This window comes from Salegentibacter salinarum (assembly GCF_900168115.1).
GTDB classification, from domain to species: Bacteria; Bacteroidota; Bacteroidia; order Flavobacteriales; family Flavobacteriaceae; genus Salegentibacter; species Salegentibacter salinarum.
Genome location: NZ_FUZC01000006.1, coordinates 29031 through 51759 on the forward strand (window position 1 = coordinate 29031; position 22729 = coordinate 51759).

At 37.9% G+C, this 22729-nt stretch carries 16 protein-coding genes; 14 read left to right on the forward strand and 2 right to left on the reverse strand.

Annotated elements, in window-relative coordinates; translation table 11 throughout:
• Positions 1-271 precede the first annotated feature (271 nt).
• The 10 genes from B5X53_RS08670 (at position 272) to B5X53_RS08715 (ending at position 14365) form a co-directional block, all read left to right on the forward strand.
• Positions 272-952: a basic secretory protein-like protein gene (locus tag B5X53_RS08670; protein ID WP_079712851.1), complete on the forward strand. Its 681-nt coding sequence runs from the start codon at positions 272-274 to the stop codon at positions 950-952.
• A gap of 171 nt (positions 953-1123) precedes the next feature.
• A complete protein-coding gene (locus B5X53_RS08675; protein ID WP_079712852.1) occupies positions 1124-2557 on the forward strand; it encodes a glycoside hydrolase family 125 protein in 1434 nt (477 codons plus the stop codon).
• Positions 2558-2596: 39 nt separating this feature from the next.
• A complete protein-coding gene (locus tag B5X53_RS08680) occupies positions 2597-3721 on the forward strand; it encodes an ROK family protein (RefSeq protein ID WP_079712853.1) in 1125 nt (374 codons plus the stop codon).
• A gap of 17 nt (positions 3722-3738) precedes the next feature.
• Positions 3739-5466: a GMC family oxidoreductase gene (locus tag B5X53_RS08685; RefSeq protein ID WP_079712854.1), complete on the forward strand. Its 1728-nt coding sequence runs from the start codon at positions 3739-3741 to the stop codon at positions 5464-5466.
• 12 nt (positions 5467-5478) lie between these two features.
• Entirely contained in the window at positions 5479-6177 is a 699-nt protein-coding gene (locus tag B5X53_RS08690) for a gluconate 2-dehydrogenase subunit 3 family protein (RefSeq protein WP_079712855.1), read from the forward strand.
• A 16-nt stretch (positions 6178-6193) separates the two neighbouring features.
• Positions 6194-7219, forward strand: a complete 1026-nt coding sequence (locus B5X53_RS08695) for a glycoside hydrolase family 43 protein (protein ID WP_079712856.1) — start codon at positions 6194-6196, stop codon at positions 7217-7219.
• Between the two features lie 11 nt (positions 7220-7230).
• Positions 7231-9525: a GH92 family glycosyl hydrolase gene (locus B5X53_RS08700; RefSeq protein WP_079712857.1), complete on the forward strand. Its 2295-nt coding sequence runs from the start codon at positions 7231-7233 to the stop codon at positions 9523-9525.
• Between the two features lie 41 nt (positions 9526-9566).
• A complete protein-coding gene (locus tag B5X53_RS08705; RefSeq protein ID WP_079712858.1) occupies positions 9567-11933 on the forward strand; it encodes a GH92 family glycosyl hydrolase in 2367 nt (788 codons plus the stop codon).
• 6 nt (positions 11934-11939) lie between these two features.
• Entirely contained in the window at positions 11940-13253 is a 1314-nt protein-coding gene (locus B5X53_RS08710; RefSeq protein WP_079712859.1) for a sugar MFS transporter, read from the forward strand.
• A 185-nt stretch (positions 13254-13438) separates the two neighbouring features.
• Positions 13439-14365 (forward strand): hydroxypyruvate isomerase family protein, encoded by a 927-nt coding sequence (locus tag B5X53_RS08715; RefSeq protein WP_079712860.1) that lies wholly within the window; start codon positions 13439-13441, stop codon positions 14363-14365.
• Positions 14366-14626: 261 nt separating this feature from the next.
• Here the strand turns inward: B5X53_RS08715 and B5X53_RS08720 are convergent, their stop codons facing one another.
• Positions 14627-15316: a LytR/AlgR family response regulator transcription factor gene (locus B5X53_RS08720; protein WP_079712861.1), complete on the reverse strand. Its 690-nt coding sequence runs from the start codon at positions 15314-15316 to the stop codon at positions 14627-14629.
• Positions 15313-16401: a sensor histidine kinase gene (locus tag B5X53_RS08725; RefSeq protein ID WP_079712862.1), complete on the reverse strand. Its 1089-nt coding sequence runs from the start codon at positions 16399-16401 to the stop codon at positions 15313-15315. The genes B5X53_RS08720 and B5X53_RS08725 overlap by 4 nt, the downstream gene beginning before the upstream one ends.
• A gap of 160 nt (positions 16402-16561) precedes the next feature.
• Here B5X53_RS08725 and B5X53_RS08730 point away from each other — a divergent pair, with 160 nt between their 5' ends.
• From B5X53_RS08730 to B5X53_RS08745, 4 genes are read left to right on the forward strand one after another with little or no spacing between them, the layout of a single operon-like run.
• A complete protein-coding gene (locus B5X53_RS08730; RefSeq protein ID WP_232764154.1) occupies positions 16562-18790 on the forward strand; it encodes a GH92 family glycosyl hydrolase in 2229 nt (742 codons plus the stop codon).
• Positions 18790-20667 (forward strand): sodium:solute symporter family protein, encoded by a 1878-nt coding sequence (locus tag B5X53_RS08735; RefSeq protein WP_079712864.1) that lies wholly within the window; start codon positions 18790-18792, stop codon positions 20665-20667. Before B5X53_RS08730 ends, B5X53_RS08735 begins: the two co-directional genes overlap by 1 nt.
• 1 nt (position 20668) lies before the next feature.
• Positions 20669-21643, forward strand: coding sequence for a glycoside hydrolase family 130 protein (locus B5X53_RS08740; protein WP_079712865.1), 975 nt, complete (start codon positions 20669-20671; stop codon positions 21641-21643).
• Positions 21640-22713: a carbohydrate-binding family 9-like protein gene (locus B5X53_RS08745; RefSeq protein ID WP_079712866.1), complete on the forward strand. Its 1074-nt coding sequence runs from the start codon at positions 21640-21642 to the stop codon at positions 22711-22713. The genes B5X53_RS08740 and B5X53_RS08745 overlap by 4 nt, the downstream gene beginning before the upstream one ends.
• The last annotated feature ends 16 nt before the right edge of the window (positions 22714-22729 follow it).

Consider the following 22729-nt stretch of genomic DNA (forward strand, 5'->3'; position numbering starts at 1 on the left):
AGAATTGTGAATTTTGGCCTCTTTATTATTTGTCGGGAATTTTAAACCCAAAAGTGATTGACTAGAATTTATTCTTAAATAGAAGTTTTGTAATGAGAAATAGTGGGGGTGAGGCATCATGTTTTAATAGTTTTTTCATATTTATTTGTTAGCCTAATTAATTCCACCTCCACTTTTTTAATTAATGAAAGAATCTTGAAGTATTAATAAATTCTTGAAGAGAAAAAAATAACTCTGAAAGCTCAGGAAAAAGTAGAAGCGATATTGAAATATGAAGAATAACTACATACTTATCGGATTGTTTACCATCTTCATGGTAAGCGAGCTTCATGCGCAGCGACCAGAAGTTTTTCAGGAAAAAGATAAAACCTTAATTTTCACTAATGATGATCCTCTTTTGGACAAGGAAGTAAAAAGCGGTTTAATAAAAACTTTTTTTAAAGTGTATCCAGAATTGGTTCGGGATTTTAACTCAGAGGTAAGTGACACTATTTATGTAAAAATTGATACTTCTTATAGTGGGGTAGCCTACGCACATAATGGTAAAATTACAATAAGCTCCCAATGGCTTAAAAAGAAGCCAAACGATTTAGATGTAATTACTCACGAAGCCATGCATATAGTACAATCTTATCCGCATAAAGCCGGACCGGGATGGCTCACCGAGGGAATTGCAGATTATGTACGTTATAAATATGGGGTTAATAATGAAGATGCAGAATGGTTTCTGCCAGATTATTCAGCCGGTCAATCCTATAAAAATAGCTATAGAATAACTGCCAGGTTTTTGGCTTGGATTTCAAATAATTATAACCGGAATCTTGTTGTAACTCTCGATAGAAATATGCGAGAAAATACTTATTCCGAAATATTATGGAAAGAAATAACCGGAAACACACTTGAGGAATTATGGGAAGCTTACGCAGAAAATCCTGATATTAGTAAGAAATGATAATTTTAAAGTCAGGCCCCGATAAAATATCTGTTGAATAAAAAAATAGTGTACTTAGGGAATCTGAAAAAAAACATAGGTTTAAAACTGTTTTAGGAAGATAATCAATTAAATAAAGCAAAGTAAGAATTTGGAAATATTACTTATTAATCCCTACAGAAATTTTAATATATGAAACGCAGAAAATTTATACAAAATACCGCATTAGCAGGTGGTCTAACAATGTTGGATCCATTTCATCTTAATGCTTCAGAAATAACCGGTTTTTTTAAAAAATTCCCAGTGGTTAGAACTCCTAAGGGAGATCGAAATTTTGAAAGTAAAGTAATAGAAAAAGTTATAGCAGAATTTCAGAAAAATGTACAGGATGAAGAACTGGGGTGGCTATTTAATAACTGCTTTCCCAATACTTTGGATACCACAGTAACCTATTCAGAGATAAATGGGAAACCAAACACCTATGTAATAACCGGGGATATTGACGCCATGTGGTTAAGGGATAGTGTAGCGCAGGTTTGGCCTTATATGACTTTTGTCGAGAAAGATCAAAAACTTAAAAAACTTATAGCGGGTGTCATAAATCAGCAGACTCAATATATATTAAAAGATCCGTATGCTAATGCTTTTTATGATGATCCTGAAAAGAAAGGTGAATGGTTCAGCGATTTAACGGATATGAAGCCTGGTGTACACGAGCGTAAATGGGAGATTGACTCTTTATGTTACCCAATTAGGTTGGGTTATCATTATTGGAAATCTACCGGTGATACTAGCCCGTTTGATGAGGATTGGATTAAAGCCATTGATTCTATCTTGAAAGTATTTAAAGATCAACAAAAAAAGGATGATAGAGGCGCTTATTCTTTCCAGCGAGAAACCCCCAAGGCTACCGATACACGGGCGTTACAGGGCTATGGGTATCCGGTAAATCCGGTAGGCCTAATTTGTTCTGCATTTAGACCTAGTGATGATGCAACTGTATTTTCTTTTTTAATTCCATCAAATTTCTTCGCGGTGGTGAGCCTGGAGCAGGCAGCGGAAATGTTAACAGAAATCCATGGAGATGCCGAAAGAGCAACGGAACTCAAGAATTTGAGAGAAGAAGTAAAAACCGCACTGGATGAGTATGCTGTAGTAGATCATAAAAAATATGGTAAAATTTATGCTTTTGAAGTTGATGGCTTCGGGAACCAGTTGTTAATGGATGATGCTAATGTACCTAGTTTACTTTCTTTACCTTACTTAGGCGCAGTCGCTCCAGATGATCCTATTTATCAAAATACACGTAATTATATCTGGTCTAAAGACAATCCTTTCTTTTTTGAAGGAACTGCAGCTGAAGGAATAGGAGGTCCCCACGTAGCATTGGATATGATTTGGCCTATGTCTATCACCATGAAAGGCTTAACCAGTAATGATGATAAAGAAATTAAATGGTGTATAGATACGCTTAAAAATACCCACGGAGATACTGGCTTTATGCACGAAACTTTCCATAAAGATGATCCCACAAATTTCTCCCGTGAATGGTTCGCCTGGGCCAATACGCTATTTGGTGAATTTCTATGGAAAACTTACCAGGAAAAACCGCATTTGTTGAAATAACAAAATATAAAACCCAAAATCTTACTGCCAAGTTTGCAAATGAAAATATTTCAAGACGAAAGAATAGTTTTAACATTAGATGCAGGTGGAACTAATTTTGTTTTTTCCGCTTTAAAAGGAGGTAAACCAATTACTCCTTTTATCACCTTGCCATCCAACTCAACAGATTTAGAAAAATGCCTGAAAAATATTATTGAAGGGTTTAGAAAAGTAAAAAAGCTCATATTGCCAGCGAAGGCAGTTGCTATTAGTTTTGCTTTCCCAGGACCTGCGGAATACGAAAAGGGAATTATTATAAGCCCACCTAATTTTCCCTCTTTTAAAGGAGGAGTGGCTTTAGGGCCAATGTTGGAGGAGCATTTTAACTTACCTACTTATATTAATAATGACGGAGATCTTTTTACCTATGGAGAGGCTATTGGTGGTTTTCTTCCTGAAGTTAATAAAGGTTTTAAGCAGTTCGAAATAAAAAAAGAGTTTAAAAATTTAATAGGTATTACTTTAGGTACCGGTTTTGGCGCCGGGGTAGTTATAAACCAGGAAATCTGTAAAGGTGATAATTCTGCGGGTGGGGAAATTTGGTTGATGAGAAATCTCTTAGAGCCTGAAATTATTGCCGAGGAGAGTGTGAGTGTAAGGGGCATCCAATCCTATTATAAAAAATACTCCCAAGAAAGCTATGAGTTAAGCCCAAAGGATATTTTTGAAATAGCCTTAGGTGAAAAGAAGGGTAACAGGGAAGCCGCAATTATGGCTTATGATAGTGTTGCAAAAGTAGTCGCAGAAGCACTGGCCAATGTTATAAATATAATTGATGGAGGTGTGGTTATTGGCGGGGGCATAGCAGGTTCTTCTAAATTACTGCTACCTCAAATATTAAAGCATTTAAATGGCAAAATTGAAAATAGGAATAAGGACAAATTTAATAGAATAGTATCTCAGGCCTTTTCTTTTGAAGAACAAGACACAAAGCAGGCATTTTATAAAAAAGCAATTAGAAAAATTAAAGTTCCATTTTCTTCCAGGGAAATTGAGTTTGTACAAGATAAGAGAGTTCCAGTAGGTATTTCCCGACTAGGTACCAATAATGCTACTATGTTGGGGGCTTATGCGGTGGCATTATCAAAATCAGGAAGAGTCGTACAAAAGATGGAGAAGGTTTAACAACATAACTTGGATTAATGTCATTTCAAATAAAAAAACAATCAACTAAATATGATGTCTGCATAGTAGGCTCAGGTGCTGGTGGAGGTATGGCGGCAAAGCTACTGGCAGATGCAGGTTTTAAAATCGCATTGCTTGAAGCAGGACCAGATTTTGATCCGGCAAATAAAGAACAGCGAACCCAGCTTAGATGGCCTTGGGAGTCACCCCGTAGAGGTGCAGCTACTACAAGACCTTTTGGAGATTTCGATATGGCTTATGGGGGCTGGGAACTGGAAGGAGAACCTTATACTCAAAATGGAAATACAGAGTTTGCTTGGTTCCGTTCAAGGATGTTAGGTGGTAGAACCAACCACTGGGGACGTATATCACTTCGTTTTGGTCCCCTGGATTTTAAACGAAAGGATTTTGATGGAAAAGGTGATAACTGGCCAATAGGATATGAAGACGTTAAACCATATTACGATAAAGTAGATAAATTAATTGGGGTGTTTGGAACTAAAGAAAACCTTCCAAATGAACCTGATGGTTTCTTTTTACCACCTCCAAAACCTAGGTTACACGAGTTGTATATTAAAAAAGGTGCGAACCAGGCAGGAGTGCCTATGATTCCTTCACGCTTATCAATACTTACAAGACCGGTTAATAAAGAGCGTGGTGCTTGCTTTTTCTGTAACCAATGTTCACGTTCCTGTATGGCTTATGCCGATTTTTCTTCTTCATCTGTTTTGGTGAAACCAGCCGTTAAAACCGGTAATGTAGATCTTTATGTAAACGCCATGGTTAGAGAAGTCTTAACTAATGGGGAAGGTGAAGCCACTGGAGTTTCCTATATAGACAAAGACGATCTAAGAGATTACGAAATTAAAGCAAAAGTGGTGATATTAGCTGCGAGTGCCTGTAGTTCGGCACGAATTTTACTTAATTCCAAATCTGCACAGCACCCTAATGGACTTGCAAACTCCAGCGGAGTGGTAGGGAAGTATCTTCACGATTCAACGGGATCTTCTAGAATGGGATTTATTCCCCAATTGGTAGATAGAGAACGTTACAATGAAGATGGTGTAGGCGGAATGCACCTTTATACACCATGGTGGCTAAATGATAGTAAAGACCTTGGTTTTACCCGCGGATACCATATTGAATATTGGGGAGGAATGAGTATGCCCGCTTATGGATTTGGGTTTAATACCCAGGCTTTAAAAGAAATTACCGGTGATACTTCACGAAATGCTTATGGCACGGGTCTTAAAAAAGATGTGAAAAAATTCTATGGAGCTACCTTTGGAATGGCCGGGCGTGGAGAGAGTATTCCACGAAAAGAAAATTATTGCGAGATCGATTCGAATACTGTTGATAAGTATGGGATTCCAGTGCTAAAATTCAATTATACCTGGTCTGATGAAGAAGTAAAACAAGCCCGGCATATGCAGGATACTTTTGAAGAAGTGATGCATAATATGGGCGCAGTTCCGTTAGGTGATAAACCCGGAAAAGAAACAAATTACGGACTTGAAAATCCGGGGAAAATTATCCACGAGGTGGGAACAACCAGGATGGGTAAAGATTCTAAAAATTCTGTGGTAAATGAATTTAACCAGGCTCACGATGTGCCAAACTTATTTGTTATGGATGGCGGTCCATTTGTATCCCAGGCCGATAAGAATCCAACCTGGACTATCCTGGCGCTAGCCTGGCGAGCTACTGATTATTTGACTGAACAGCTTAAAAAAGGAAATGTATAAAGCTTATAAATTATGGATAGAAGGGAGTCATTAAAAGCACTGGTACTGGGCGGCGTAGGATCCAGCCTGTTCCTTAGCAGCTGCGTAACTGATAAAAAATCACCTATCGTAGAAGGTGATATTATTGAAGAAAAAGAAGGTTATGGAAGAACCCCTGCTGAAGAGAAAAGGGATGAAGATCTATATTCCAAGACATTTTTCTCTAAAGAAGAGATGGCTACCATTTCTATATTGGCAGATATTATTATTCCTGAAGATGAAGAATCGGTTTCGGCTACAGAAGCTGGTGTGCCAGAATTCATCGAGTTTATTGTAAAAGACATTCCCGAACATCAAATTCCCATGCGCGGAGGTTTAATGTGGATTAATCGGGAAAGCAATAAACATTTTGAAGCAGCTTTCAATGAGATTTCAAAAGAAAATCAAATGGAAATTATTGATAACATGGCTTATCCCAGAGCTTTTGAAGAGAATTCTCCAGGTCCGGTGTTTTTTAGGAATATCAGAAACCTGGTAGTTACGGGGTACTTTACCAGTGAACCAGGATTTAAGTACCTGGATTATCGTGGGAATACTCCCAATGTTTGGGACGGTGTGCCAGCTTATGTGCTTGAGAAACATGGAATGAAATACGATGAAGGTTTTTTGAAAGTAGCTATGGATCCCGCAACTAGAAATGAAGTAATGGACTGGAATAACTATGAAGTTTAAACAAAAATTATTACAGATGAAAAATTCTTATAAAACCCTTTTATTATTAGTGTTTGTGGCTCTTGGGGTTACAAGTTGCAAAATGAATGCAGAAGATAATAAGGGAAAAGAAGAGAAAACAGAAGAAGAAACAGTTCAAAACAACAACCCGGTCTTTCCCGGATGGTATGCTGATCCTGAAGGAATTGTTTTTGATGATGAATACTGGATTTTCCCTACTTATTCCGCCCCATACGAGGAACAGGTATTTCTTGATGCTTTTTCATCAAAAGACCTGGTAAACTGGGAAAAGCACGAGAGAATAATTGATACTGCGGAGGTAGAATGGGCTAAACGGGCCATGTGGGCGCCTGCCATTATTAGAAAAAATGAAGTTTATTTCCTGTTCTTCGGTGCTAATGACATTCAAAGCGATGATGAGTTAGGAGGAATTGGAGTGGCGAAAGCTTCAAGCCCGGAAGGACCGTACGAAGATTATTTAGGGGAACCCTTAATTGGTAAATTCCATAATGGCGCCCAGCCTATAGACCAGTTTGTGTATGAAGATGATGGGGAATATTATATGTTCTATGGCGGGTGGCAACATTGTAACGTAGCAAAATTAAATGATGATTTCACAGGTTTCAAACCTTTTGAAGATGGTGAAACTTTTAAAGAAGTGACCCCGGAAGGTTACGTCGAGGGACCCTTTATGTTTAAACGAGATGGGAAATATTATTTTATGTGGTCTGAGGGCGGCTGGACCGGTCCAGATTACAGTGTAGCCTATGCAATTGCCGATTCTCCTACTGGCCCCTTCGAAAGAATAGGAACCATATTACAACAAGATCCTGATATAGCCACTGGGGCGGGACATCATTCGGTAATAAAAACCCCTGGGAAAGATGATTACTACATGGTTTACCATCGCCGTCCAAAGGGTGAAACCGATCGAAATTCAAGGGAAACCTGTATTGATAGAATGTATTTTGATGAAAATGGGCATATAAAACCTGTAGTAATCACTCATGAAGGAGTTAAGCCAAATCCAATAAATAAATAAAATATTATTATATGAAAACTAATTTTTTTGTCCTTGCGTTTTGCTTTTTTGCAACGTTTGTCAATGCGCAGGATTACCTTGTAGAAGTAGTTGAAAATCCGGTAGATTGGGTAAAGCCGCTTATGGGAACGGATTCTAAGCCGAGCATGTCCAATGGAAATGTGTATCCGGCCATTGCCCGTCCCTGGGGAATGAATTTTTGGACCCCACAAACCGGTAAAATGGGCCACGGTTGGGCTTACCAGTATACTGCAGATAAACTGCGTGGGTTTAAACAAACGCATCAACCTTCTCCCTGGATGAACGATTATGGCCAATTTGCAATCATGCCCATAACCGGAGAAATTCGATTTAATGAAGATGCCCGGGCCAGTTGGTTTTCCCATAAATCGGAAAAAGTGAATCCGCACTATTACAGCGTATATCTTGCCGATCATGATGTAACCACCGAGATAACACCTACGTCAAGAGCAGCTCGTTTCCGCTTCACTTTCCCGGAATCTGATAGTTCTCATATAGTTATTGATGCATTGGATATGGGTTCTTATGTAAAGATTATCCCTGAAGAAAATAAAATAATTGGGTATACGACCAAAAACAGTGGAGGAGTGCCAGATAATTTCAAGAACTATTTCATTATAAAATTTGATAAAGAATTTACCGCTTCCCATACATTTAGCGGGGAAGAAATTTCAGAAGAACTGGAAGTTGAAGCTGAGCACGTAGGAAGTGTGATCAGTTTTAAAACTGAAAAAGGAGAAATTATTAATGCAAAGGTAGCTTCGTCCTTTATCAGTTATGACCAGGCCGAATTAAACATGGAAGAAATTGGAAATGACGATTTTGAAACCGTAAAAGAAAAAGGCCGCGAAGAATGGAATCAAGAACTTTCCAGAATTAAAGTGGAAGGTGGGACTCCAGATGAAGTAGCAACATTCTATTCCGCATTGTACCGTTCCTTGCTTTTTCCAAGAAAATTCTATGAATATAATGCCGAAGGCGAAGTAGTACATTACAGTCCGTATAACGGGGAAGTTTTGCCCGGTTATATGTTTACAGATACCGGTTTTTGGGATACTTTCCGCTCTTTATTTCCGTTCTTAAATTTAATGTACCCAGAACTAAATGCTAACATCCAGAAGGGCCTGGCCAATGCTTATAAAGAAAGCGGTTGGTTGCCAGAATGGGCGAGTCCGGGACTTAGGAACATTATGGTGGGTAACAACTCGGCTTCAGTTGTTGCTGATGCTTATTTAAAAACTGATGGGAAGTTTGATTATGATATTGATTTATTATATGAAGCACTTCTAAATGGCGCGAACAATGAAGGGCCTATGACCGCAGTAGGACGTGCTGGGGCTGAATATTATAAAGAGCTTGGTTATGTTCCTTATGATGTGGGTATCAATGAGAATGCCGCCAGAACTTTAGAATATGCTTACGATGATTTCGCAATATATCAACTGGCAAAAAAACTAAATCGTCCTAAAGAAGAGATTGAACTTTATAAAGAGCGTAGCCTTAACTATAAAAAACTCTATGATCCGGAAACCAAGCTAATGCGTGGAAAGAAAGAGAACGGAGAATTTGTAGAAGATTTTAATCCGTTTAAATGGGGAGATGCATTTACTGAAGGTAACAGCTGGCATTACTCCTGGTCGGTTTTTCACGATCCCCAAGGATTGATTGATTTAATGGGAGGTAAAAAAGAATTTGTAGCTCAATTAGATAAAGTATTTGAAATGCCTCCGGTTTTTGATGAAAGTTATTACGGTGGGGTAATCCACGAAATACGCGAAATGCAAGTTGCCGATATGGGCCAATATGCACACGGAAATCAACCAATTCAGCATATGATTTACCTGTATAATTATGCAGGTGAACCCTGGAAAGCTCAATATTGGGTACGAGAAACTATGGATAGAATGTACCAACCAACTCCCGATGGCTATTGCGGCGATGAGGATAACGGGCAAACTTCAGCCTGGTATGTATTTTCTGCAATGGGCTTCTATCCCGTAGCTCCAGCGACAGATGAGTACGTAATGGGTGCTCCGCTTTTCAAAAAAGTAACTGTAGAACTTGAAAATGGAAACGAGCTTATTATTAATGCTCCTCAAAATAGTGATTCCAATAAGTATATTCAGAAAATGGAATTAAACGGAAAGGAATACACGAAGAATTTCTTAAGTCACAAAGAACTGATGAAAGGAGCAGTGATCGATATAGAAATGGGCGATACCCCTAATAAGAAACGAGGAACTGAAGAATCTGATTTTCCTTATTCTTTGACTAATGAACTATAATATATGAGGCGGATCTTTCAATCTACATAAATTAAAAATGAATGAAATTCAACAATAATTTTATTACTTCAACAGGAACATTTTTAGTGTTCCTGTTGTTTTTTTCCTGCGGAAAAGAAGAAAAAACTACTGAATCGAATAATTTATCTTCAACCCAAGATCTAAAAGATCTCGCTCAGTTTGTAGATCCAATGATTGGTACGGCCAAAATGGGTCATACCTATCCCGGTGCTACGGTGCCCTTTGGAAGCGTGCAGTTAAGTCCTGATACAGATACCATTCCTTACGCGGTAGATGGTAAATATAACCCCGATGTTTATAAATATTGTGCAGGTTACCAGTATGATGATTCCACGATAATTGGTTTCAGCCATACCCATTTTAGCGGTACCGGTCATTCCGATTTAGGTGATTTTTTAATAATGCCCACCACGGGCGAATTAAAATTGAATCCTGGAACAGAAGCTAACCCGAATAGTGGTTATCGTTCTCGTTTTTCGCATAAAACCGAGACTGCCGAAGCCGGTTATTATAAAGTTTTTCTGGAAGATTATGATATTGAAGCTGAAATGACGGCGTCAAGCCGGGTAGGCATGCATCGGTATACTTTTGCGGACAAAGAAGAAGCCCACGTTATCCTGGATTTAATGTCTGGAATTTATAATTACGATGATAAAAATGTATGGACATTTGTTAGGGTAGAAAATGATACTTTAATAACAGGTTTTAGACAAACCAACGGTTGGGCAAGAACTCGCAAGGTTTTCTTTGCCATGAGCTTTGATAGACCCATTAAAAATTACGGGCGAGCACGTTACGATAAACAACCTTATAATGGTTTCTGGGGTAAATTCGACCAGGATGAGAATTTCCCTGAAGTAGCGGGTGAAAAAATCAGAATGTATTTTGATTTTGATATGGAAGCCGAGGAAAAACTTCAAGTTAAACTTGCAATTTCCCCGGTAAGCTCCGAAGGAGCGCTTAATAATATGAAAACCGAAATTCCGCATTGGGATTTTGACAAAGTAAAAGATGATGCTCGTGAAAAGTGGAATGAGGAATTAAATAAAGTAGTAGTAGAAGCTGAAAATGATGCCGAAATGACAAATTTTTATACCGCTATGTACCACGCTTTCTTGGGACCTACCGAATATATGGATGTGGACGGTAAATACCGTGGAATAGATATGAATATTCACCAGGCTGAGGATTTTGTGAATTATACTAGTTTCTCACTGTGGGATACTTATCGGGCCTTACATCCGCTGTTTAATATTTTACAACCCGAGCGTAATAGTGACATGGTGGAGGCGATGCTGGCTCATTATGACCAGAGTGTCCATAAAATGCTACCGGTTTGGTCGCATTACGCTAATGAGAATTGGTGTATGATTGGTTATCACAGCGCTTCAGTAATCTCCGATGCCATCGTAAAAGGAAATGCTGGTTTTAATGAAGAACGCGCTTTAGATGCAATGGTACAAACTGCCAAAACGGGTTATTATGATGGTCTGGAATACTATATGGAAAAAGGATATGTGCCTGAAGATAAAAACAGCGCCTCGGTATCCAAAACACTGGAGTATGCTTACGATGATTGGGCCATAGCGCAGGCGGCAGAAAAAATAGGGAATAGCGAGGTTTATGACGAATTTTTTAAAAGGTCTGAAAACTATAAAAACGTTTTTGATAGTAAAACGGGCTTTATGAGGCCTAAACTGGATGATGGAAGTTTTAAAAAAGAGTTTGATGCTTTAAATACCCACGGGCAGGGTTTTATTGAAGGGAATGCCTGGAATTACAGCCTGTATGTTCCACATCAGCCGGCGGAAATGATTGAGATGATGGGTGGAAAGCAGCAATTCTCTCAGCATTTAGATTCTTTGTTTTCAATGGAATTACCTGATAAATATTTTGAACATACGGAAGATATTTCCAGGGAAGGAATAATTGGCAATTACGTGCATGGAAACGAACCATCGCACCATGTTGCTTATTTGTACAATTGGACCAATACTCCCTGGAAGTCCCAGGATAAAATAAGGATGATTTTAAAAGACCAGTATCAAACCGGTGCTGATGGTTTAGGCGGGAATGATGATTTTGGACAGATGAGCGCCTGGTATATTTTCAGTAGTTTTGGCTTTTATCCCGTAGCACCCGGTTCTACACAATATGCTTTAGGGAGTCCGGCGATCAGTAAGGCTACAATAAATCTCGACAATGGCAATACTTTTACGGTTATTGCCGATAACCAATCTGCAGAAAATGTTTTTGTTTCAAAAGTAGAACTTAATGGAAAAGTTTTGGATGACCCGTTTATAGACCATAATGATATTATGGCTGGAGGAGAGTTGAAATTTTATATGAGTAGCGAGCCGAATAAAGAAATTTACAGAGAAAATTAGTAGAAAATGAATCAAAAGAAATCTTATCGTACAGCTTTTATATTTGTAACTATCCTCTTTTTTCTTTGGGGCTTTATTACCGTGCTGGTAGATTCACTCATACCTAGATTAAGAGAAGTTTTTACACTTTCTTATTTTCAGGCCGGGATGGTACAGTTTGCATTCTTTGGTGCTTATTTCTTACTATCTATACCGGCAGGATATATTTTGTCGAAAATAGGATATAAAAAAGGAATTATTTTAGGCTTGGTTACAATGGCCGTAGGTTGCTTGCTTTTTTATCCTGCAGCTTCCTATCGCATCTTCGGAATTTTTATGTTTGGGTATTTTACACTTGCAGCTGGAATTACCATATTACAGGTGGCAGCAAATCCTTATGTTACTATTTTAGGTTCGGAAAAAACAGCTTCGAGCCGCCTTAACTTATCGCAGGCTTTTAACTCTCTTGGAACGGCAATAGCACCGGCTTTAGGAGCATTATTTATCCTCCAGGATAAAGTAAAAACTACCGCCGAGATTGAAGCCCTGGATCCTACTGCTCAAACGAGCTATTATATTTCTGAAGCCTCAGCGGTACAAACACCTTTCCTGGGAATTGCAGCTTTTATAATAATAATTGCCATTGTTTTCTTTTTCGTAAACCTTCCCAAAGTAGGAGATAAGGAAGCTTCGAATGACTATCGCGGAGTATTAAAGAATAGAAATTTAATCCTGGGAGCCATTGGTCTGTTTTGTTATGTAGGAGCAGAAGTGGCCCTGGGAAGTTATATGGTGAACTATTTTTTAAGCCTTGATCTTGCTGAAACGGTGCGGGAAACATCTTTTATGCGCACTATCGCAAGCTGGATTTTGAGTACTGGGGTGTCAGCTTCAAGTGATATGGCTGTGGTTGGTGTTTTTGTCACCTTTTATTGGACGGGAGCAATGATAGGAAGGTTTATTGGTTCTTATTTAACCACTATTTTTAACCCTGCTAAGGTTTTAAGTGTTTTTGCAATAGGAGCAATAAGTATGATACTTATATCTACATTTTCGGTTGGACTTGCAGCTATGTGGACAATTATTGCAGTAGGCCTATTTAATTCGATTATGTTCCCCACAATTTTCAGTCTTGCTTTAGACGGCTTAGGAGATGATAAAGCCCAGGGTTCAGGAGTATTGTGCACCATGATAGTTGGTGGCGCGATTATACCGCCGGCTTATGGATTCTTAACCGATTCCTATAGTTTTAAAATTGCCTTGATTTTAGTGATGATTTGCTATGCTTACATATTTTATTATGCCTGGACTAATAAAAGAAGAACAGTGGTAATAGAGTAGAATTTCTAATTGACAGCTTTAAAAATAAGAGCAGGTCTGTGTTATTTATAATTTAAAACCCTAATGTGCTGCCTATAATCCGATCGATGCAGTACTTCAGCTGTCAGGGGTAGGCAGCCATAAGTTTGTAGGAAACATTTATTTCTTTTTATTAAATTGAATATTTAATTAAAGATTTTACTTGAATGGACAGGAGAAAATTTATTAAACAAAATATTGCCGCAACAAGCCTGGCCGGGCTTGGACCATATTTGGGTTACGCAGGGAATTTCGAAGAAGTTTCTACTTTCGTAAAGAACCAGTTTAAACTTTCTTATGCGCCACATTTGGGGATGTTTAAGGAACTTGCCGGGGAAGACCCTATAGATCAGCTAAATTTTATGGCCGATAGAGGTTTTACAGCCTTTGAGGATAACGGAATGAAGGCCAAGCCTGTTGAGCTGCAGGAGAAAATGGCTAAAACAATGGCTAATAGAAATATTAGAATGGGTGTTTTTGTGGCTCATAATATCTATTGGACTGAACCTAATCTTGCAAGTGGGGATGAGAATCTGCGAGAAGAATTTTTAAACCAAATTAAAGAATCCGTTGAAGTAGCAAAAAGAGTAAATGCGAAATGGATTACTGTTGTTCCCGGTTATGTTGATCAGAGGCAAAATTTACAATACCAAACCGCTCACGTCATTGAAACCTTAAAAAGAGCATCAGAAATTCTAGAGCCCCACGGAATAATCATGGTGTTGGAACCATTAAATTTCAGAGATCATCCGGGATTATTTTTATCGGGTTCACCACAGGCCTATCAAATATGTAAGGCCGTAGATAGTCCGTCTTGTAAAATTCTTTTTGATATTTATCACCAACAAATTCAGGAAGGCAATTTGATTCCTAATATTGAAGCAACCTGGGATGAAATTGCATATTTCCAGGTAGGTGACAACCCAGGAAGAAATGAACCTACAACCGGTGAAATAAATTATAAAAATGTCTTTAAATTTATTCATAATAAAAATTATGATGGTATTGTGGGCATGGAACACGGGAATTCCAAGCCAGGCAAAAAAGGTGAGAAATCGATAATTGAAGCTTATAAACAAAGTGATGATTTTTAGATAATAAGCTAATGTAATATTGGGCAAGAGTTAAATAAGAACCAAGTCTAATTGTTGTCTTTAAGCAAAATTGTAGCTAATCTGTATAAAAAGAACCCTACATTTTCACTCTTCTAAAATAAGCTTCATATATTTTTATTTCTGCCTTGAAACAAGAATTATCCTTATTTTAAACAATTAGTATTTTCTAGTATCAGCTGATAGTATTTGACTTAAAGATATATACATACATGTTTTTCTCACATCTAACCAGCATAAAAATTAGTCCAAATCCAGTATTTTAGCTTTTACTTCAGTTAGATAACTACGTCCAATTACATAAAGAGACCCATTTATTTCAACACTATTACCTTCTACGGCATCCACTTTCTCTATTGCAATGGTGTAGGAACGGTGAATTCTCAAAAATTTGTTTTTCGGTAAACTATCTGTAAAACTACTTAAAGTCTGGTGTACAATATGTTTACCCGAGCGCGTAATGATTTTAATATAATCTTTTAAACTCTCTACTACCAGGATATCATCAAGGTATATTTTCTTCATTTTCTTTTTGTCCACTTTTACGAACAGATGCTCTTTTTCTGAAGACTGATTAAATTGTAGACGTTTAATTTTATCTATCGCTTTTAGAAATCGGGGAAAAGAAATCGGCTTCACCAAATAATCGAGTACATCAAGTTCGTAACCTCTTACCGCATATTCCTGGTGGGCAGTGGTTATTATTACAGCAGGTTTTTTTTCTAAGGAATTGAGGAAACTAAATCCATCCAAAACAGGCATATCAATATCCAGAAAAATAACATCTGTTGGATTGTCTCTTAGAAATTCAAGTGCTTCAACAGCATTATTAAAGCTCACCTCAATTTTCACATCTTTAATTTGGGAAAGATGATTCTTAATAACATTTACAGCCAAAGGCTCATCATCAATTATAACACAGCGTAAACTCATTTTGATTTTAATTTTAATGCCACTATAAAATTCTCGTCTTTGGTATATATATCCAGATTATAATCATTCTCGGAATAGCCCAGTGCCAGACGTTTTTTTACATTTTCTATACCTATTCCTCCGCTTTCTTTTTTCATTTTATCACCTATTCTTTTATCTGGCATGGTGTTACTTACTGTAAAGTAAATATCATCGTCTTTTACCTGCAATTTAATAGACATGCATACATTCCCAATGTTCTTGCTTGCTCCATGTTTAAAGGCATTTTCAATGAATGGAATAAATAACATAGGCGGAATTTTTTTTCCTTCGATATTTCCGGTAACCTCCATATTTATTTTTACCTGCTCCCCATACCTAATTCGTTCCAGGTCCAGGTAATTTTGAATACAGAGTATTTCCTTATCAAGGGGTTGTTGGTTGTTTTTAGTTTCATACAGTAAGTAACGCATAAGTTCAGAAAGTTTTAAAACGGTTTCCGAAGCTTTTTTGGATTGCTCAAGGCTTAGAGAGTAAATATTATTTAAAGTATTGAAAAAGAAATGAGGCGAAATTTGCGAGCGTAGAAAGCGTAATTCAGTTTGAAGTTGCTCTTTCTCCAGTCGCGCCGCACGTTTGCTCGCACTAAGCCAGTCTAAAGTTATCTTTATCGCAGTTACAAAAGAAATCACATAAAATTCTCCCAACATCATAGTAAGGGCATAATTGAAAGTGAATTGAGAAGTAGCCTCAGGACCTTCCGGCCATACATTATTACTTATAAGAAATAGAGTGAGGTAGAATTTAGCCACTACCATTAAGAAAATACTCCCTATTAAAATAAAGGAAAAGCTTATAAAACGGCGTTTAAAAATAAATTTTGGAATTAAAAAATAAATTGTGAAATAGCACAAAAACATATGAATAGGAAATCCAATCAAGTTACCTTTAAGTGATAAAAGAAAATCATCGTAATAACTTCCCCAGCGGAGTGTATTAAAAAGAAAATATGCCAACCAAAAAATTAAATGGTGCCAGGCAGTAATTTTATATTCGCCTTGGTTTTGAATGGAAAAACCCTTTAAGAATTGTTTTCTGGTAAGCATTTTTGAATTTTTTAGCTGTTCAGCCGTTGCGAATAGTCGTTGGTCTAAATTTCTTTTTTATCAAGCTGAATATATAAATATTTAGCATATAAGTTAAAAAAATGTTTACGTGATCTTAAATAATCGATTTCAAGCCCCTGAAAATTTAATAGTAGTTTTTTTGCTTTTAGTTTTTGTTTCCTGTGAACAAACCGAGAAGAAGAAAGAAGCTGACCAAAAGGAAAATTTAACTTCCTATGTTGATCCTTTTATAGGAACGGGAGGGCATGGCCACACTTACCCCGGAGCAGCTCAACCATTCGGAATGTTGCAACCCAGCCCAGATAATGGTAGAAGTGGTTGGGATTGGTGCTCGGGTTATCATATTTCCAGCGATACCATCGCCGGGTTTAGTCAATTGCACCTAAGCGGTACCGGAATCGGTGATTTAGCCGATTTACTTTTTATGCCGATTACCCAGGAAATTGATCTTAGTCAGAAAGTGAATTCCCAAAAAGATATTCCCTACGCTTCAGAATTTCAACACGATTCTGAAATCGCAATTCCCGGGTTTTACAGTGTTTTTCTCGATAAACCTCAAGTGAAAGTTGAGCTCACGACGTTAGACAGGACTGCATACCATAAGTATGAGTTTTGGGAAAACAGTGAGCAAGCCGTGGTTCTGGATTTGGGGTTTGCCATTAACTGGGATAAACCTACTGAAACGGCAATAGATATTGAAAATAAAACCACAATTAGCGGTTTTAGGCACAGTACCGGCTGGGCAAATAACCAGAAAGTATTTTTTATTGCAGAATTTTCAAAACCGATAACTGAACACCGATTTTTTCAGGATTATCAATTAGTTGAAGGCGAGAAAATTTCTGGAGAAAAAACTTCAGCACAATTCTATTTCGACAAAGATTCCGGTCAGGAAATTAAAATGAAAATTGCAGTTTCCTCAGTTAGTGTAGAAAATGCCAGGCAAAATTTAGCAAAAGGAGATTTCGATTTTGAAAAGATTAAAGAAGATGCAATTCAGAATTGGGAAGAGGAACTATCGGGGATAAAAGTAAAAACTCCCCGGGATTCCCTAAAAACAATTTTTTATACAGCTCTTTACCACACCAAGCTCTCTCCGGTTATTTTTAGTGATAGCAACGGAGAATTCAGAAAAGAAAATGATAGTATCGTAAAAGTTGATTATACGGCATACTCCACGCTTTCACTATGGGATACTTTTAGAGCACAGCAACCACTGCTTACCATAACCAATCCCGATAAAGTAACCGATATCATTAAATCGATGCTTGAATATTACAAGGTTGAAAAATCACTTCCGGTTTGGACTCTCTATGGAAATGAAACCAATACCATGACGGGCTACCATTCTATCCCGGTAATTGTGGAAGCCTATTTTAAAGGAATAAAAGGTTTTGATCCAGAAGAAGTCTTTGAAGCGATGAAGTCCACAATGATGCAGGATGCTCGTGGACTGGAAGCTTATAAAGAGCACGGATTTATTCCATATGATGCCAGTGATGAATCTGTAACCATGACTCTGGAATATGCATATAATGACTGGTGCGTGGCGCAAATGGCTAAAGCTCTTGGAAGAGATGAAGATTACGAATATTTTTCAAATCGTGCTAAAGCTTATAAAAAGGTTTTTGATAAGGAAACCGGTTTTATGCGCGGAAGAAAAAGCGCAGAAAATTCCTGGAACGAACCTTTTGATCCAAAGCATTCTAACCATCGCGTAAATACCGATTACACCGAAGGCAATGCATGGCAACATAGTTGGTTTGTACTTCACGAGCCGGAAAAACTTATAGAGCTGCAAGGCGGGGAAGAAGCGTTTAATGAAAAACTGGAGCAACTTTTTACTGAAAGTTCTGAAATTACTGGAGATCATATTTCTGCAGATATAACTGGACTAATTGGTCAATATGCACACGGAAATGAACCCAGTCATCATATTGCTTATTTGTTCAACAAATCGGGGAAACCCTGGAGAACGCAATATTGGGTTCGGGAGATTTTAAAATCCCAGTATAGTGCTCAACCAGACGGGCTAAGTGGAAATGAAGACGCGGGACAAATGTCGGCCTGGTATGTTTTTAGTAGTATGGGTTTGTATCCTTTTAATCCGGCTTCAGCAACTTACGAAATTGGAAGCCCAATCTTCGAAGAGTCCGAAATTCGTCTGGAAAACGGAAAAACTTTTCACATAAAGGCGCAAAATGTTTCCGATAAAAATATCTATATACAATCGGCCAGACTAAATGGAGAAGAGTTCAATCAAACCAATATTTCCCATGAAAGTATTTTAGAAGGGGGAGAGCTCATTTTTAAAATGGGTAAAGAGCCTAATAAGGGGTGGGGTACTAACAATAGCACCGCGAACTAATGGCATTTTGGGATGTATTTATAATTATTATATACGTAGCCGTTACTCTTGGCCTGGGAATTTATGTTTCCCGCAGGGCCTCTAAGGGTCTTGACTCCTATTTCTTAGGGGGGAAAAGTATAAAATGGTACTATTTAGGTCTAAGTAATGGGTCAGGAATGTTTGATGTTTCCGGGACGGCCTGGATGGTAGGGATTTTATTTCTATACGGGGCCAAAAGTTTTATGTTTATGTGGATGTGGCCCATCTGGAATCAGATTTTTGTCATGATGTTCCTTGCCGTTTGGATTCGTCGCTCAGGTGTCATGACGGGGTCTGAATGGATTTTAACACGCTTTGGGGACGATAGAGCGGGAAGGGCTTCCCACCTTATTGTAGCAATCTTTGCCGTAGTAGCCGCCATAGGATTTATAGCTTATTTTTTTGAAGGTGTCGGGAAGTTTATGACAGTGATATTACCATGGAGTCTTGATTTGTTTCTGGGCGATTTCTTGCTATTGACTTCTGAACAATCTTACGCTTTAATCATTATTTTTCTTACTACTATTTATACTATTAAAGGTGGAATGTTTTCGGTAGTAGCTACAGAAGTTTTGCAATATGTTATTATGGTTTTAGCAGGAATTTTGATTGCCGGCTATACTTTTTTTGTAATAACCGATGTGGAAATTAGTGCCGCTATTCCCGAAGAGTGGAAAAATGTTGCCTTTGGAAATGAACTGGAAGGTTTTTGGAGCGGAAAAAAAGATGTTTTTAATGAACTTATTGATAATGAAGGATATAAGATGTTTGGAGCTTTTGTTGGAATGACCTTGTTCAAAGGCTTTTTCGCAAGTGTTGCAGGACCAACGCCCAGTTACGATATGCAACGTATCCTTTCTACCCGAACCGTTAGAGATGCCGCTTATATGAGCGGTTTTACAAATTTGGTACTTTTTATTCCGAGGTATTTACTAGTGGGCGGCATCGTGGTCCTGGGGCTTGTTTTTCTGGCTCCCGAGATTGCTTCACTGGAAAATTTAAATGGAGGGGATATGGAATTGGTCTTACCTCAGGTTATTAATTATGAAGTTCCTGTAGGGATTAAAGGCTTATTACTGGCAGGGCTTCTGGCTGCTTTTATGTCTACTTTCTCAGCCTTTGTAAATTCTGGGCCTGCTTATATTGTAAACGATATTTATAAGAAATATTTTAAACCTCAGGCAACCGATAAACATTATATACGGGCCAGCCATATTTCTTCATTTTTGGTGGTTGTCCTTGGCGTAATAATGGGCTTTTTTGCCGATTCAATCAATTCAATAACACTGTGGATCACAAGTGCCCTTTATGGAGGATATATTGCTGCAAACTTTTTAAAATGGGTATGGTGGCGATTTAACGGCTGGGGTTATTTTTGGGGAATGCTCTCCGGCTTAATAATCGCTACCTTCCAATTTGTGGTAGATAAGAATAAAGAACATTATATTGAAGGTAGCTGGCTGTTTGAGATCGCCGGGACACCGGCCATTTATCTGTTCCCGGTAATTTTTGGCTTTTCCTTATTGGGTTGTATTCTTGGTACCTGGTTAACGCCCGCGACTAACAGGACAACCCTAAAAGCGTTTTACAAAAATGTTCGGCCCTGGGGTTTGTGGAAGCCGGTTCGCAAAATGATGGAGGAGGATGGGGATCCGGTAGAGAAGAATAAGGACTTCGGGATAGACATGTTTAATTGTGCAATAGGTATACTTTGGCAATCCAGTATGATATTGATGCCAATTTACCTAGTGGTGCGTGACTATTATCTGGTGCTGGTTTGGTTAATTGTATTTATTATAACTACGGTGGTTCTAAAATTCACCTGGTTGGATAAAGTAAAACATTATAAAGATTAATATGGAGAATTTAAAAAATATTCCCTGGCAGGAAAAACCGGAAAACTGTAATACGGTTATGTGGCGTTATTCAGAAAACCCCATTATAGACCGTTATGCAATTCCTTCCTCAAACAGTATTTTTAACAGTGCAGTGGTACCTTTTGAAGATGGTTATGCCGGTGTATTTAGGTGTGATAATAAAGCTGTACAAATGAATATTTTTGCCGGCTTTAGTAAAAACGGGATTGATTGGGATATAAATCACGAACCTATAAGTTTTAAGGCTGGAAATACCGAAATGATAGATTCTGATTACAAGTATGATCCGAGGGTGGTTTTTATAGAAGATCGCTACTGGATCACTTGGTGTAATGGTTATCACGGGCCTACCATAGGTATAGGCTATACTTTTGATTTTAAAGAATTTTTTCAATGTGAAAATGCATTTTTACCTTTTAACCGAAACGGGGTATTGTTTCCAAAAAAAATAAACGGAAAATACGCTATGCTAAGCAGGCCTAGCGATAACGGCCATACGGCTTTTGGTGATATTTACATTAGCTACAGTCCCGATATGAAATACTGGGGTGAGCACCGATGTGTTATGAAAGTTGCTCCGTTTGAACAAAGTGCCTGGCAATGTACCAAAATTGGCGCCGGCCCAATACCCATTTTAACCAATGAAGGCTGGTTGGTATTCTATCATGGAGTTATCGCTACCTGTAACGGTTTCAGGTATTCTATTGGAGCTTCTATTTTAGATGAAAATGAGCCGGATAAAGTAAAATACCGTTCGCAACCTTATTTAATGGCTCCTGCCGAATTATATGAACTTACCGGTGATGTGCCTAATGTAATTTTTCCCTGTGCAGCGGTACATTCAGAAAAAGAAGATAAATTAGCCCTTTATTATGGCGCTGCCGATACGGTAACCGCAATGGCTTTTGGAAAGCTTAGCGAGATTATTGATTTTGTAAAAAACAACAGCTTATGATGAGACGTTATTTATTCTTTTTTGTAACAATCAGCTTCTTTTTTCAGCTTAAGATATATGCTCAAAGTGAAAAGGCTCCGCGTACTTATGTAGCCCATAAAACTTCAGAAAAAATAATTATTGATGGCAAAGCTGAAGAAGCAGCTTGGAAAAGCGCACCTAAAAGTCAGGATTTCATAGATATTGAAGGAGATAAAATCCCTACCTATCAAACCAATATGAAAATGCTGTGGGATGAAGACTACCTATACTTTTATGCCAAAATGGAAGAACCGCATATTTGGGCAACTTTGAAACAGCGTGACACCGTAATTTTTTATAATAATGATTTTGAAATCTTTATTGACCCTGATGGTGATACCCATAATTATTATGAGTTTGAAATGAATGCCCTGAATACCGTTTGGGATTTATTTATTGTAAAGCCTTACCGGGAACCTGCGCCAATTGTTGATAGTTGGGATATTCAAGGCTTGAAATCTGAAGTTTTTGTAGAAGGAACTTTAAATGATGCTTCTGATAAAGATGAATATTGGAGTGTTGAGGTGGCAATTCCCTGGGAGGTTCTAAAGGAAGCTAATACGCATAAGGAGATTCCAAAGGGGGAATTCTGGCGGATCAATTTTTCACGTGTAAACTGGGATTTTGATTTAGATAATGGCACTTATTCCAGGGCAAAAGATGAAAAGGGCGAATTTAAGCACGAATATAACTGGGTGTGGTCACCACAAGGTGTTATTAATATGCATGAGCCCGAACACTGGGGTTATGTTTATTTTTCAGAGAAAGCTCCTGGGGAAGAAGATGACTTCAATATTCAAATAGATGAGAATATAAAATGGGAATTATACAGGCTTTATCGTGCTCAAAAAGTTTATAAAGAGAAAAATGGAAATTGGGCAAAGAAACTATCAGCTATTAATGGGGAATCTGTTAATGTTGAAGGAAAAAAACTTCAGCCTAAATTAGAAGTTCACAAAACAGGCTGGAATATTTGGGTGAAAAGCCCTTTTACAGGCGATAGACTTTTGATTAAAGAAGATGGCGATTTTATAAAACAAAAAAAATAACCGGTGTAAATTTAAA